Consider the following 13,373-nt stretch of genomic DNA (forward strand, 5'->3'; position numbering starts at 1 on the left):
GCACTCAAACGAGCTAACCACTTTGGCTATCGTTTTTGAAATGAAATGATCGAAAATTACGATGCTAGTCGAGTTACTATCTCTTGTTATGTTATCCTTGCAGTCGCGCCGTGACGCGAAACCTTCAATTTTCAGTCCGGGCGTTCGCCCCGGTCACAACCGCACGGGCAAGCACCCGGGCATATCGTCGCCGCTGGCATCAGTGATGCGCGCGCCTCAGAGAGGGCGACTTGCTAAGTGGCGGAACCGCAGCACGAGGATCGCCGCATAGATTGTGAATCCGGTCGACAAGCCAATCCATATACCGACGGCCCCCAAACCGATCTTCAGACTGAGCCAATAGCTGAGGGAAAAGCCGATCGGCCACCAAGCAATAGTCGCAAACAGCAGCGGCACCCGCGTGTCCTTCAGCCCGCGCAGGCCGCCTGCCGTAATGCACTGGGCGGCGTCAGTGATAAAGAGGGTTGCGCCGACGATGAGGAGCGTTGCAGCGAGGCTGATCGTTGCCTCCGAATCGCGAGCCGTTCTGCCCAGAAACAGCTCCACGACCTCAAAACGCACGGTGATCAACGTAAGCGTTAGCGTTGTAGCTACGACCATACCGAGCAACATCGCCGCCAGATTCGCCCGCTTGACGCCTGCACGGTCGTCGCGGCCGGCGGCATGGCCAACGCGCATGGCAGCAGCCGTCCCAATGCCGAGATAAATCATAAACAGGGTCGAGGAAACCTGAACAACAATCTGGTGAGCGGCCAGTGCGCTGTTGCTGATCGAGCCCGCAACGAGTGACGTGGCTACAAATAGTCCCGACTCGATCAATGAAGCGATGGAGATCGGCGTCCCAAATGCGATGAGCTGCCGCATTGCGCGCCAATCGAAACGCCAGAGATCCGCAAGCACATGGTACTCACGGAACGGCCGGCGCAGTGCAGCGAACCACAAGCCCGCCAAAAACATGCCGCAGTTGACCAGCGTTGTCGCAAGACCTGCCCCGAACAGTTCCAACCGGGGCAGCCCAAGCTTCCCATAGGCCAGAATATAGACCAACAACGCATTGAGGGGGATGGCGGATAGCGTAATCCAGAAGACTGGCTGTGGCCGATTGACCCCACCCATGAAATTGCGGATAGCCAAAAACGCCAGTGCCGGAGCCGTGCCGAGGGCTAATCCGAAGAGGTATTGCTGGGCGAGCTGCGCCACATCTGGGGTCTGGCCCAAGGCAAGCAGTATTTGCTCTGCTCGCAGCGCCACAGCAATGATCGGGAATGACAGGATCAGGGCCAGCCATAGGCCCATGCGCAGCGAGCGCTGTACCGCGCCTAGATTATTTTCCCCAAACGCCCGCGCCGCCAAAGGCGCAATGGCACTTAGTAGTCCCACGCCGAATGTGACGCTAATGAGATAGAGCCGGCCTGCCAGCGCTGCCGCGGCGAGCGCCTCAGCGCTGATACGCCCGATGAAGGCAAGATCAGTCGTCATCATCGCAACCTGCGCAACCTGCGTCAGCACCATTGGCAACGCGAGCTTCGCGGTTTCGCCGAGCTCGATAGAGAAGCGACGGATAGCTGCCCGTCTCGTCCCTTCTGGTCGCCAGATTAATGCCGGCTTTGTCTTGGCTATCTTGTCCATATCATCAGGCCGCCGTTTGCCTCGGCGAACGAAATCCCGCTTCTGTCACGGGAGTATTACGTTCTGACTTGAATTCGCGGTCAGCCTGCGATGCTGCTCGCGGGCAGCCTCGTGCGACCGCACGTTTAGACGCAAAAACGGACCACGGCTTGGCCGCTGGGCTTCGACCAGCGCGGCGCCCCTTTTCGCATGCAATAAGCGCCAAGGAGAGGTTGCAAATGCCGCGCCAGAATTGGCCAATCACCGCAATCGTGCAATGGAAACGGCGCGCATCGGGATGGAGCCAGGTCGATCATAGAGGCGATTCATCCGCAGGCCACTGCGTTGATGCCAAAGATTGGAGGGCCGAAGTCGGACCCGATCCATGCCACGAATTTAAGACTTATCATCCCACAAGCCATCTCTGCACTCCTGAGCAATCGATGGGATCTCGCTCTTCAAAGCCCATTTCACTCTTCAAAGCCCTGCCAACTGCGACGGATTGAATAGATGCTCGCTCTTCTCCAAGCGGACTTGTCGGGAGATCGACAGCACGTCGCAAACAAGACAACCGGCATCGCCTGCTCAGCGGCGAGAGGGCGGCGGTGCGCCACATGGCGAGCGTGATTTCATCCGTTAGGAGGACCTAGCGGGATTGACTCGTTTGCTCGACTGGATCACAGGTATCGATATGCAATCACATTGATGAGCTGCGTGGCCTCGATCCCAGTCTTGGCACCTTGGAAAATGAAGTGCTCTCGACATTGGTGGCACAAGTTAGGAAGCCATAGACGTCGATCGTGACTTCCCCTTCCTGGGCCTTGCGCAGGGTTGTCCAGGAAAGGCTGCATATGAATGCGGTACTGTGCTGCCTCGTTAGCCTTATCGGGCAAGGTTTTCGTTTGAAAGCGCTGATGTGCGCTACCCGGCCGGGGCTAGCGCCGGTATCGTCGGGAGTTCCTTGAATCTTTGCGTGCGCATGTGAGCTTTCAGCTATCCATACTGAAGATACTTGCCGGCCAGCCCGGCGGCCGAGCCGCTCTTGAAGTCGTCAAACAGCACTTGGCCATCTTTTACACCAGCGGACCCGAGTGGCCAGCGCGCATGAAGCGCATCGCGAGCCGCGAGCCGAACCTCGATATCTTCGGACAAAAGCTCATCGACCGGGAGGTGGGATACTGGACCATCACTGAGGAGGGATGGAAGGTCCTCGAGGCCCTTGAGAAGCTCGATCGATGTGCGGCGCAAGGCCAGCCCGAGGCACAGGCCGATGAGCCAGCTGGCGATGAGCGAGCGCCATTGCCGGCTGCGCCGCCACGACCGATCGCCCGCAGAAACCGTCCTGGGCGTAAACGGTTGTAGACGCGTGACGGGCGCTCAACGCGAGGGGTCGCGCGGACGTCCTTATGGTCAGGCAGTTCTTCGATTAGATCGCGGAACTTCAGTTTGGAAATAATGCAATGGCATTGGGACTGTGAAGTGGTCCAACTCGGCCAAGAGATACGGCTTCACCAGCCAGAAGTCGGGGGAGCTGGCGTCTTCGTTCACATCAGCGCGGTCGAGAAGGCCGGCTACACCAAGTTCGCGGAAGGCGTTCGGGTCGGCTAAGAGCTGATGGCTGGTCGTTCGGGCAGACGACCGCCGAAAATCTGCGCATCGGCTGATCGGCTTGCCCTAAGGAATCTGCCAAGCTTTGGGGTTCCTGAATTAGCTTCTGGCTTGCGCGAGAAGCATCGACTTAGCAAATCCCGCGGCCTGAGGCCGTTTCCTGTCCGACGCACGATCAGCGGCGCGCATCGGAGCGCCATGCGAGGCGCTTATCGCGATCGCATTCTCAAGCAGACATTGCAGTGAGGGATGCGACAAATCTCTCGGCTGCTTCAAGCGCGAACACTGGATCCGCGGGTTCACTCCATCGAATGAGCGAAGATCGATTTTACCATATAGGCGGCCGATCGGTAGCTCCCGGTTGTTGTTGAAGCGTAAGCGTAGCTCTGCGGCCCTTTTGAATCGCGCTTGACGTCTATTTTGTTCGCGTGGCGCGTCGCCGCGGTTTCCATGTGTCGGACAACGCGTTGACGGCGGCCTCGAGGGTCTTCCGGTCGATCACGTTGGGATCGAACCGCTCCGGGCCCCAGCGGCGCATATTTTCGTGCTCCGGATGAGCAGGGTCGCTGATGGCGTCGAGGTATTCGGCATAGCCTGGCGCACCACCGACGTCTTCCGGAGGACAACGACCGGCGGCCTCGAGCAGGAAGGGCATGCCCTCCGTCGTGGTGTTGTCGAACCATTTTTCGAGCTTGATCACGTGATCCCAGCTGTCGCCGAAGTCATAGAGATAGTGGATCGTCTTGGCGCCGGTCTCTCGAACGATATCGCAAAGCCGCGCTTTACGGGCATCCATGGGCTGGTGGCCGTAATCATTGTCGGGGTCGGGAATCCCCCAATGTGCCTCACCAGCGAAGAACTCGAAGAGGTGACTGTTCGTCCAGCCGAATGCCTCCTGAAGCGTCAGATGCAGCCGATCAAGGCGCAGCGTGAGCGGCACGACAAGGCGACGCATCACCTCCGGTTTTACGTCCTTGAGGGTCACCTTGATCCGGACCGCGGTCGTGTTCAGGCTCATGCCGCCAGCCTCGGATCGTGTGCATGCATCGTGTAGATCGATGCCCAAGGGAGCAGTTCGTCCAGTCGCGCCGCAGGCCAACCATTGACGAGCTTCGCGAGAACATCAGCGAGCCAGTGCTCGGCACTGACGCCATTGAGCTTACAGGTCTCGATTAACGAAGCCAGAACTGCCCAATTCTCAGCACCCTCGTCACACCCGGCGAACAGGGCGTTCTTGGCGTTGAGCTTGATCGGCCGCATCGCACGCTCGACAGCATTCGTGTCCATCTCGATGCGCCCGTCATCAAGATAGAGCGTCAAGCCGTCCCAATGACGCAGCGCGTAACGCAAGGCCTTCGCCGTGTCGCTCTTCTGTGCAAGGTGATCAAGCTTGGCCTCAAACCACTGCTTCAAGGCTGTAGCCAGAGGTCGGGCATGCGCCTGCCTGCCAGCACGGCGCTCGACATCTGATCGGCCGCGGAGCGCTTTTTCGACCGCGTAAAGTTGGGCGATGCGCTCAAGAGCCTCGCGGGCAACCGGCGCCGGCGCCGGCGAAGCCTCGCGCTCGATCTTCACAAACTGGCGCCTCAGATGCGACCAGCAGAAGGCGAGCGTCCCGGACAAGGCGTCCGCACGCGTCTCTCGGGTCATAGTCTTGTAAGCCTGATAACCGTCGCAGTGGATGATGCCGCGAAAGCCCTCAAGTAGCTGCAAGCCATGAACGGCCCCACGGCCCGGTGCATAGGCGTAAACCACACCAGGTGGGTCAGGTCCGGCCCAGGGCCTGTCATCGCGTGACAGCGCCCAGAAGTAGCCGGTTTTGGTCCTGCCGCGCCCCGGATCCAATACCGGTGCGGGGGTCTCGTCGACACAGAGCTTCGAAGAGGCGAGCAGAAGCTGGCGCAGACGATGCCACAAGGGCTTCAATTCCTGGGCGGCGTAGCCGACCCAGAAGGCGAGCGTGGAACGGTCGATGGCGATACCGTGCGTCGCCAGCATCTGCGCCTGGCGGTAAAGCGGCAAATGCCAATGATACTTGGCGTCGATCACATGCGCGACGAGCCGCTCGGTCGGCAGTCCTCCCCTGATCAATCGCTCGGGAGCAGCATGCTGGAGGACGACGCCGTGACAGGCGCGGCAGGCCAGTTTGGGGCGGCGGGTGACGATGACGCGATACTGCGCCGGTACGACGTCCAGCCTCTGGCTCTCATCGTGACCGATCTCAAAAAGGTCGCCTGCACAGCACGGGCAGCAGGTTGCAGCGGGCATCAGGGTCTCGATGATGCGCGGCAAATGCTCCGGCAGCTTGCCACGATTGGCCCTGCGCTCGGCAGCTCTCTTCTCGCGTGTTTTGGGATTGGCGCGGTCCTCGGCTGCTTCGAGAGCCGCGACAGCCTGATCAATATCCTCCAGAATAAGCTGGAGCTGATCAGCGTCAAGCTTTTCCGACGATCGACCGAACTGCGCGTCTTTTGCAAGCTTGAGCAACCGCTCGAGCCTGGCGCAGCGATCCAGCAGAGCCGCGGCAAAGGCACGCAACTCGGCTGGATCGCTCGGCAGCTCATCAGGCAAATCACTCATTGGCCCGAGTCTGTCATGCTTCGCGCCCCGATGCAGCGAAGATTTTATGTCCTACGCAAGCGCTTTCGGCTGCGAGATTCGAGGCGCATGCATGCGTGTCCAATCCATGCCGGCCAGAAGCGCGGACAACTGCGCGGCGTTCATTCGCATGACGCCGTCAACGACCGGCGGCCACTTGAAGGCGCTGCCTTCAAGCCGCTTCCAATACAGCACGAGGCCACTACCATCCCAGACAACAATCTTCACCCGATCAGCGCGCTTCGCACGGAAGACCACCGCCACGCCCTTCATCGGATCGTGGCCCAGCGTCTCCTTCGCCAACAGCGCCAGGCCATCTGCGCCCTTCCTGAAGTCTACAGGTCGGGTCGCAACATAAATCATGAGGCCAGCGGGAGCCGTCAGCATGAACGTGTCCGGCGCAACGCAACAAACACATCACTCAACAGAAGGCCAGGCGTCCCTCGCACCTCAACTCGTGCCCCATGGAGCTCAACCGTCACAACGGCTGCTTCCGGCGACCCGGAGGGAGCTGCAGCCACCGATGGCGACGATTCCGACACCAACGGCACAAACGACAGTGCTCCCCCCGCAGCTGGCAGCACCAGTTGACCTGAACGCGCCCGGCGCCGCCAGTCATGCACCTGCTGGGGCCGGCAGCCATGGCGACGTGCGACATCTGTTACGATCGCGCCCGGCTCGAGACTGTCCGCGACGATCTGCGCCTTTTCCGGCCGCCGCCGGCGTACACTTCTATGCGCGGTGACAACGGTCGTCTTATGTCGTCCGAATGGTCGTCCATTGTGAGCACCCTTGCAGAAGATGACTCTTCTAACGGCGCTCATAGGTCTACGCACAAACAATCTGATGGGCCTCGCAGCCCCGCTTACGTTGAAGCGCCGGTCCGGGCCGCCCTTACGATTCACCTGGCGCCAAGTCTGGTCTACGACAGCCGCGTCGGCGGGCGGCGTCTCTTCCTCGATAAAGCGAGCGCTTCGAAACATGAATTCAACCTCTTCGTAGCCGAACCCGGCAACAGTCTTGCCGGCAGTAACCAGGATCGCGTCAGGTGTCAGATAGAACGTCTCTTTTCCGAGTCCGCTCGCTGGCGAGCAGGCCGTTCACGCGCGCGGAAAGCTTGGGAATGAGGCGCTATTCGATGCCATCGAAAGGGGGGCGACCGCTCCAATACGAATCGTGGGCAGCCAGCGAGACACGAATATCGAGCTTGCGGTCGACGAGCTTGCGAGGACCGCTTCCAACAGGGGCTGCGGTCCACCGCTCCCACGAGCCCGCCGCCACGAAGGCGCTCTGACTGACGATCTCCGATCCCCAAGCAGCCAAACGCTGCTCGAGGAGCGCGTCGCCGCCCTTGGCAATGACGATAAAAGGATCAACGATTTCGACTTTCTCGAGCCGATCAAGGGACTGAAGCGCCTGGGACATTCCGCGGCGTCCAGCTCCGAGCAGGTGGTCAGGACCAAGACTAAAGGCGACATCTTCGGCGCCGTCAAAGACGTTCCCTCGTGGAAAGCCACTCCCTTGCGCAGGAACAGCCGCAGTCACTGCGCATTGATCCGCTCCCAACGCTCGGCCAAGCCGGGCCGTAGCGCCATATCATGGGCATGGTCGAAGGTGATCAGCGTTTCGAAAAGCTGCGGCATGGTCCGCCGAATGGCAGTATCGGTCGCGATGAGGGTCTAACGATCGCGGAAATCCGGACATGCCGACCTTGAGGCGGCGACGCGTCAATGCCTTAGGCTCACCCTCCACAGCACCGGCGCCTGTGCTGGCCAACACGCTTGCGGCAACCGCGCCCGCGAGGGCTTGCCGTCACGTCAGTTCGATGTGGGTCATCACCCCTCCGGTTCCACTTCCATTCATACGGATGCCGCGCCCGCGAATTCTTAGATCGGCACTGATATTGGCGGACTACCGAAATTGGGCGCTTGTGTCATCAGGCATATTCGCGATTGTGTGCGACCCTGCTACGGCAGGATGACATTATATCGAATAAGTCGATGTAAGCTTGCGAAGATGCGATAGTTGGCACTCCTGGCGCAGGCTGATGAGAGGGAGAGCGAAGACGCAACGCACTGCGAACGGCCCAACAGAGCCGCACGAAGAAGCGATACACTTTCGCAATCTTCGATGATTTTATCCAATGCTGCGATCACCCGGTTAGTTTGGTCGTTCGCGTTCGGGTAGACGCCCCGAAACCGCTCATTCGAAATCGAAGGATATTGCGTCTTGTCTCTCGTTTCAGAACGGCTCAAACTCGTCCGTCCCTCTCAAACCAAGGTCATGACGGCTCGCGCCGCCGAGCTGCGCGATCAGGGCGCCGACGTGATTACGCTTAGCCAGGGTGAGCCGGATTTCGACACGCCGTCCGCTATCTGTGAAGCTGGCATCCGAGCCATCCGCGACGGGAATACAAGATACACGGCGGCCGCCGGAATCAAGCCACTGCGGGCAGCGATCGGCGAGAGCCTCCGTCGCGATCATGGCCTCGATTACGGTATTGACCAGATCACGGTGGGCTGCGGCGCCAAGCAGGTCGTGTTCAACGCACTATTCGCTAGCCTCGATCCGGGCGACGAGGTTGTGATCCCAACGCCATGCTGGGTCTCCTATCCCGACATGGTGGCGCTGGCCGGCGGCAAGCCGGTGCTCGTCGCCTGCAGCGAACTCGATGGCTTTAAGCTCCGCCCCCGGGCGCTGGAGAAGGCGATCACGCCGCGCACCAAATGGTTGATGTTGAATTCGCCATGCAATCCGACCGGCGCAGTCTACAGCCGAGGTGATTTGCTCGCGCTCGCTGCGGTGTTGCACGAACGTACCCATGTGCATGTGCTATCCGACGACATCTATGAAAAGCTCACCTACGGCGCCGACTTCGCAACAATGGCCGCAGTCGCGCCGGATCTCTACGAGCGCACCTTAACAGTCAATGGCGTGTCCAAAGCTGACGCGATGACCGGTTGGCGCGTCGGGTATGGTGCCGGACCTCTGGCGCTAATCAAGGCCATGAACCTCATCCAGGGCCAGACTTCTTCGCACACCAGCTCGATTTCTCAACATGCCGCGCTCGAGGCGCTGTCAGGGAGGCGGGACCATATCAAAGAGTTCGTGCGCGCGTTTTTGAAGCGCCGCGACCTTGTCGTCGCCAAGCTGAACCAGGCCAAGGGGCTTGCTTGCCGTGTGCCGGACGGTTCCTTTTATGTTTTCCCCTCTTGCAAGGGGGTTATCGGCAAGCGCACGCCGGACGCCAAGCTGATCGAAACAGACAGTGACTTTGCGATGTATTTGCTCGACGCTTTCGCCGTGGCTGTCGTGCCCGGCAGCGGCTTCATGGCCTCGCCCTATATCCGGATTTCCTATGCTTCCTCGCTCGAGGACCTCAACCGCGCCTGCGACCGAATCATCGCCGCCTGCGCGACCCTGTTCTGAAAGCTATTCTGATGTCCGTGCCAAGCCTGCGCGCCCGCATGGCCGGACTGGCCCGGTCCACATCGTGGCCGCCCACAGCCCATTTTTGGCGATTCTCGCGGAAGAAGCCGGATTTGACGGACTGTGGGCGTCCGGCTTTGAGCTGTCTGCGCTTTATGGGCTGCCGGACATGAGCTCATCTCAATGACACAGCATCTGGACATGCTGCGGGCGATCGCCGGACGCACGAGGCTGCCGATTGTCACGGACATTGATACGGGCATATGGCAATGCGATCAACGTCATTCACGCTATCACGGAATATAAGCGGGCCGGCGCCAGCGCCGTTGTGATCGAGGACAGACAGCATGCCGATGTGATGGGGTGGGACGGATCACAAAAGTCGGAGATGGAGAACGCGCACGGCTCTGTTCGAAGCTGCCAACGTCGCGACAGCCATCTTTCTGGCCAGCGCGACCTTCGCACGCTTGCTTCCGTGCCGGTGTGCAACACCGCTCAAGCCTTCATCGGAGACCATCGGGTTGATGGCCTGAGAACGCGATGCAATCTCGCCAGATTGGTATCGCCGGGCGTCAACCCGAGATAGGCGCCCACGGATTGGGAATGCAGGAATCGCCTGGGATCTCCACAGTGGAGCGGAAGGTCAACGCAGAAACCGGGTCGATCCCGGCATCGTCATCAAGAGCCGAATGCCAGATCGCTGCGCACGGCCTTCAGAACCAGACGACGCAATCGGGCGCACTCCCGCATCAGCGCTTCGCGTCCGGCGAGCAGCGGATTCATGATCGCCTCCAGAATGGCGTCACCGCCGACCAACTCACGAACTCGCGTCGCGAACAGATTGATTCCGCGAGACGATACCGGTCTTGAGACCGAGCGGACGCAGAAGTCCTCGGATGACTTGCTCCGCGGCAGCGATGGAGCGGACGATATGCTTGCGAGCAGCCGCCAATATCCGCGCCCTTTGGCTGCCGATGCTCTTGACGTGGACAGGTTTGAACGATTCCGTTCTCACCACCTGCGCGATCCCACGGGCGTCGTTCCGATCGGTCTTCACCGGCATGGCCGAAAGTGCCGCCTTAACGGCGGGCTTCCAAACTGACGGCCGGCACTCCCAGTTCGGTTAGATTTGCGGCGAGGTCGATCCTGCCTTCAGGCCCACCGGCCCATGGTTCAAGGTACTGCACAATCGACGGCGCGTCCGCCAACGTCGTTCCCTTCCAGGATGATCTTTCCAGTCTCGTCCACCACACATATTGCAACGGAATTCAACGAAACATCGAGACCGACGTAGATCATGACTTTTGCTCCTTGGATCGAATCGGTATGATCGTCAGTCAAAACGTGCTTCGCGGCAAATAGGTCAGACGATCGGAAGCGAACACCCACCTCTTCCGAAAGCGGCTGCGCTGCATCGCTCTGGTCCTTGTCGTGGGCCAGAACGAACTTCAAACTGGATTAAACCCGCGGAACAAGTCATCACGTCTCATCGAGAACGTCAGGAGGCCAGCGGCGGAAGGCATAGCTCGTTCCTAACACGGGAAATATCCTAACGCTGAAGCGCAGCTGAGCGCTCTGAACCGGAGGTAACGCTCTGGTCGATGAGTTTGACACAGCCTGAGCCTTCCGAAGTGCATCTTGTTTGACTCCGGTACTCAGGGAACATCGTCTGCAAGATATAGACGCGATCGAGCGCCCGTGGCGACACTTATCTGATCCGGTCAGCCACCGCCACTTCGTACTGCGCGGCGATCTCCTGTACCAATTCCGCCGCGCCCACGATCGAGCGCACACCTGAAACGGAGTGGCCGGCACTCCAGATGTCGATCCAGCGCCGCGGTCCTTCGCCATGATTGTTGCTGCCATACATTTGTGTCGCCCGCGAAACGGAGATAGACTCATCGAGGTTCGAGGGGTCCAGACCAGCGGCTACGATCGAAGGCCGGAGCATACTGACATTGAGTCCCGTAAAAGCCCTAGTTTGCACGACGTCATCAAGAGTGCTGTCCACTAACATTTGCGAATAGGCGGCGCTCGCCATGCTCTCACGCGTGGCAATGAAGCGAGTACCGATATAGGCGAGATCACACCCGAGCAAACGTGCTGCCGCGAGCGAAGTGCCATCGGTGACACCGCCCGCAAGTGTGATCGGACCATCGAAGGCGGCACGAACTGCCCGAACAAAGGCAAAAGGATTGGCCCAGCCAGTATGGCCTCCAGCTCCCGCAGTTAGCAGAACCAAACCGTCGGCGCCAGCCTCGATTGCGTTTTCGGCGTGCCTAAGCGACGCAACGGCGGCGAACACGAAACAACCGATTTGGTGCAGCGGTTCGATCGCGGGGGTCGGCGATCCCATGCTGGTTATCACAATTTCCACCTTATGACGCGCGAGACAGGCAAGATCATCGCTCATCCGTGGCTGCTGGATGATGAGGTTCGGACAGTGCGGCGCCGCCGGCCGATCTAGCTTAGCGAAATCGTGCTCAATGCAGCTTAGCCAGTAATCGAGCTCCTCAACTGATCGGGCGTTGCCCGTGGGAAAAGCACCGATCGCTCCGGCCCGGCATACAGTAGTCACAAGATCTATCCCCGAAACGGAGAACATGGGAGCGACCACCAAGGGTACGCCCAACCGGGATGCGATAGGTGCCGGCAGCCGGCTTCTCTGGGAAAGTGTATTCATCAACTAGCTGTTCCTCCAAACTGGGCTCGCGTATCAGTAAACGCGGTCATGTCTACCCGCCTGTCTTCTGAGATCAGGGCTCATTGGCGATCGGCATTGAAGCGTCGGTAAGCACGCGTTTTTCGGCAGCACCAGATGACGGCGCCGCCTGAGCGTCCTCAAGTCTTCCTATGGCGGTGTGGTGGGCGATCCCTGGAGGCCGAAACTGCGTCTCAAGCTAAGCGTCGTCATAAGCAGAGCTGAGCGCACTACATTCCTGCAGGGCTAGCGGATCGATGGGGCCATTAGCGAAAAGTCGCGTTCGATGTTGTCTAAGGATCGTTCATTGCTTCTCCCGAATGCGGTGACGTCTAATCAATTCTACGCTTCCACAGATAAATCAGTGGCATTATCCTGTGTTCTAGATCAACTACTAACATTTGGGAGCTGACCCGAGCGGAGCGAACAAGGCGCAATTCCTGCTCGCGAATTCTCACGGCCCCGTCCGATTTTGGCGATCATCGGCACGCTGCTAGATATGCAGGCCGAGTACCATCATCCGCAGCTTGGCTTACATGCTCTTCAGCGAATCACATTCGTTGCGAGCTAACAAGGCCAAAACCGATTCGAGTGGTTCCGTACTGTTACTGTCTGTTTCTACCAGACTAAGTAGGGGAGTTGCTTACAGCTCTAAGGTAAGTGAAAGAGTTGTTCTGCGACGTTTCTGGCTGAAATATAAACAACCACCGCAATCCTAGAGAACCGTGCTTGCTGGTCGTGCAATCGCTTGATAGGAGGAGGTCACCATGAATAGGCCGACCAGGAAGCGACGTAAATTGCAGGTTTTGAACGCGCGCAGGTCGATGACGCAACGGTGGATGGTCGAAGAGTCATTGATTTCTGTCTGGTATGGAACGCATAATTGCGGTCACAACAATCATCATATGAGAGCTGCCATGATTCATTGTCTAGCAGCCGACGCCCTAGACTACTTTGGCAGATTATTCACGCCGCTACTTTCGAGCTATCGCCAAATTTTGGTGACGGCCGGAGCCGGTCAGGCGGCGGCGGTTATGGGCTGACGGTCGGTCGGCTTGGCGATGACCTCGATCCCATCATTGAATGTCACACCGACAACGAGTTTTGGCAACTGGTTGTGGCCATCGAGACGACGCCAGCTTCTCTGCGCGGCCTCGAGCAGTTTGAAGACCATCGCGAGTGCCGTCTTGTTGGACAGGCAGCCCTTCGATCGGATGGTGCGGTGGCGAACGGTGGCGAAGGTGCTTTCGATGGGGTTGGTAACCGGTATGAGAGTTTCTCGGTGCCGATGTTCCGCTGCGATATTCAAGATCGCAGCGTATGGTGCGATCATCGGGACAGAGGCACCGGGAGCACGAAGGTGCGGGCAGGCCGATGCATTCGATGAGCCGCGAGCTCGAGTTAGTAGCTGGCCGCCTCTGCGACTCGC

At 59.3% G+C, this 13,373-nt stretch carries 12 protein-coding genes and 2 pseudogenes; 4 read left to right on the top strand and 10 right to left on the bottom strand.

Features of this window, described 5'->3' with window-relative positions:
* Nucleotides 1-216: 216 nt before the first annotated feature.
* Nucleotides 217-1,629 (bottom strand): MATE family efflux transporter, encoded by a 1,413-nt coding sequence (locus IVB27_RS00095; RefSeq protein WP_247440423.1) that lies wholly within the window; start codon nucleotides 1,627-1,629, stop codon nucleotides 217-219.
* 1,083 nt (nucleotides 1,630-2,712) lie between these two features.
* Here IVB27_RS00095 and IVB27_RS00100 point away from each other — a divergent pair.
* Together IVB27_RS00100 and IVB27_RS00105 are read left to right on the top strand one after the other, a co-directional pair.
* A complete protein-coding gene (locus IVB27_RS00100; protein ID WP_247440425.1) occupies nucleotides 2,713-2,970 on the top strand; it encodes a hypothetical protein in 258 nt (85 codons plus the stop codon).
* Between the two features lie 103 nt (nucleotides 2,971-3,073).
* Nucleotides 3,074-3,216 (top strand): annotated as a pseudogene (locus tag IVB27_RS00105) (cold-shock protein).
* Nucleotides 3,217-3,631: 415 nt separating this feature from the next.
* Here IVB27_RS00105 and IVB27_RS00110 read toward each other — a convergent pair.
* The 5 genes from IVB27_RS00110 to IVB27_RS00130 all read right to left on the bottom strand — a co-directional run bounded on the left by IVB27_RS00110 (nucleotide 3,632) and on the right by IVB27_RS00130 (nucleotide 7,239).
* Nucleotides 3,632-4,234: a plasmid pRiA4b ORF-3 family protein gene (locus IVB27_RS00110; protein ID WP_249811002.1), complete on the bottom strand. Its 603-nt coding sequence runs from the start codon at nucleotides 4,232-4,234 to the stop codon at nucleotides 3,632-3,634.
* Entirely contained in the window at nucleotides 4,231-5,796 is a 1,566-nt protein-coding gene (tnpC, locus tag IVB27_RS00115) for an IS66 family transposase (RefSeq protein WP_247440429.1), read from the bottom strand. Before tnpC ends, IVB27_RS00110 begins: the two co-directional genes overlap by 4 nt.
* 51 nt (nucleotides 5,797-5,847) lie before the next feature.
* Complete coding sequence (gene tnpB / locus IVB27_RS00120) at nucleotides 5,848-6,201, bottom strand: IS66 family insertion sequence element accessory protein TnpB (RefSeq protein WP_247440431.1); 354 nt, start codon at nucleotides 6,199-6,201, stop codon at nucleotides 5,848-5,850.
* The gene (locus IVB27_RS00125; RefSeq protein WP_345946788.1) at nucleotides 6,195-6,797 is read right to left on the bottom strand and encodes a transposase; all 603 of its coding nucleotides are present in this window, start codon (nucleotides 6,795-6,797) and stop codon (nucleotides 6,195-6,197) included. Before IVB27_RS00125 ends, tnpB begins: the two co-directional genes overlap by 7 nt.
* A 148-nt stretch (nucleotides 6,798-6,945) precedes the next feature.
* Nucleotides 6,946-7,239 (bottom strand): periplasmic substrate-binding domain-containing protein, encoded by a 294-nt coding sequence (locus IVB27_RS00130; protein ID WP_247440433.1) that lies wholly within the window; start codon nucleotides 7,237-7,239, stop codon nucleotides 6,946-6,948.
* 804 nt (nucleotides 7,240-8,043) lie between these two features.
* On the opposite strand from IVB27_RS00130, the gene IVB27_RS00135 reads away from it, so the two are divergent.
* Nucleotides 8,044-9,243 (top strand): pyridoxal phosphate-dependent aminotransferase, encoded by a 1,200-nt coding sequence (locus tag IVB27_RS00135; protein ID WP_247440435.1) that lies wholly within the window; start codon nucleotides 8,044-8,046, stop codon nucleotides 9,241-9,243.
* A 238-nt stretch (nucleotides 9,244-9,481) separates the two neighbouring features.
* On the top strand, nucleotides 9,482-9,829 hold the full coding sequence (locus IVB27_RS00140; RefSeq protein WP_247440437.1) for a hypothetical protein: 348 nt from the start codon (nucleotides 9,482-9,484) through the stop codon (nucleotides 9,827-9,829).
* A 231-nt stretch (nucleotides 9,830-10,060) separates the two neighbouring features.
* On the opposite strand, the gene IVB27_RS00145 is transcribed toward IVB27_RS00140, so the two are convergent.
* From IVB27_RS00145 to IVB27_RS00160, 4 genes and pseudogenes are all read right to left on the bottom strand, one after another.
* Entirely contained in the window at nucleotides 10,061-10,306 is a 246-nt protein-coding gene (locus IVB27_RS00145; protein WP_247440439.1) for an IS110 family transposase, read from the bottom strand.
* 110 nt (nucleotides 10,307-10,416) lie between these two features.
* Nucleotides 10,417-10,695, bottom strand: a complete 279-nt coding sequence (locus IVB27_RS00150) for a hypothetical protein (RefSeq protein WP_247440441.1) — start codon at nucleotides 10,693-10,695, stop codon at nucleotides 10,417-10,419.
* A gap of 256 nt (nucleotides 10,696-10,951) precedes the next feature.
* Nucleotides 10,952-11,848, bottom strand: coding sequence for an NAD(P)H-dependent flavin oxidoreductase (locus tag IVB27_RS00155; protein WP_345946789.1), 897 nt, complete (start codon nucleotides 11,846-11,848; stop codon nucleotides 10,952-10,954).
* A gap of 1,114 nt (nucleotides 11,849-12,962) precedes the next feature.
* Nucleotides 12,963-13,373 (bottom strand): annotated as a pseudogene (locus tag IVB27_RS00160) (hypothetical protein); the annotation flags it as partial.

It is taken from the genome of Bradyrhizobium sp. 197, from assembly GCF_023073375.1.
GTDB lineage: Bacteria > Pseudomonadota > Alphaproteobacteria > Rhizobiales > Xanthobacteraceae > Bradyrhizobium.

Excerpts from the sequence above, each read along its gene's own strand:
- IVB27_RS00145 (WP_247440439.1), bottom strand. The coding sequence starts at position 10,306 with ATGCCGGTGAAGACCGATCGGAACGACGCCCGTGGGATCGCGCAGGTG.
- IVB27_RS00155 (WP_345946789.1), bottom strand. The coding sequence starts at position 11,848 with ATGTTCTCCGTTTCGGGGATAGATCTTGTGACTACTGTATGCCGGGCC.
- IVB27_RS00130 (WP_247440433.1), bottom strand. The coding sequence starts at position 7,239 with ATGTCCCAGGCGCTTCAGTCCCTTGATCGGCTCGAGAAAGTCGAAATC.
- IVB27_RS00125 (WP_345946788.1), bottom strand. The coding sequence starts at position 6,797 with ATGTTTCGAAGCGCTCGCTTTATCGAGGAAGAGACGCCGCCCGCCGAC.
- tnpB (WP_247440431.1), bottom strand. The coding sequence starts at position 6,201 with ATGCTGACGGCTCCCGCTGGCCTCATGATTTATGTTGCGACCCGACCT.
- IVB27_RS00100 (WP_247440425.1), top strand. The coding sequence starts at position 2,713 with ATGAAGCGCATCGCGAGCCGCGAGCCGAACCTCGATATCTTCGGACAA.
- IVB27_RS00110 (WP_249811002.1), bottom strand. The coding sequence starts at position 4,234 with ATGAGCCTGAACACGACCGCGGTCCGGATCAAGGTGACCCTCAAGGAC.
- tnpC (WP_247440429.1), bottom strand. The coding sequence starts at position 5,796 with ATGAGTGATTTGCCTGATGAGCTGCCGAGCGATCCAGCCGAGTTGCGT.
- IVB27_RS00095 (WP_247440423.1), bottom strand. The coding sequence starts at position 1,629 with ATGGACAAGATAGCCAAGACAAAGCCGGCATTAATCTGGCGACCAGAA.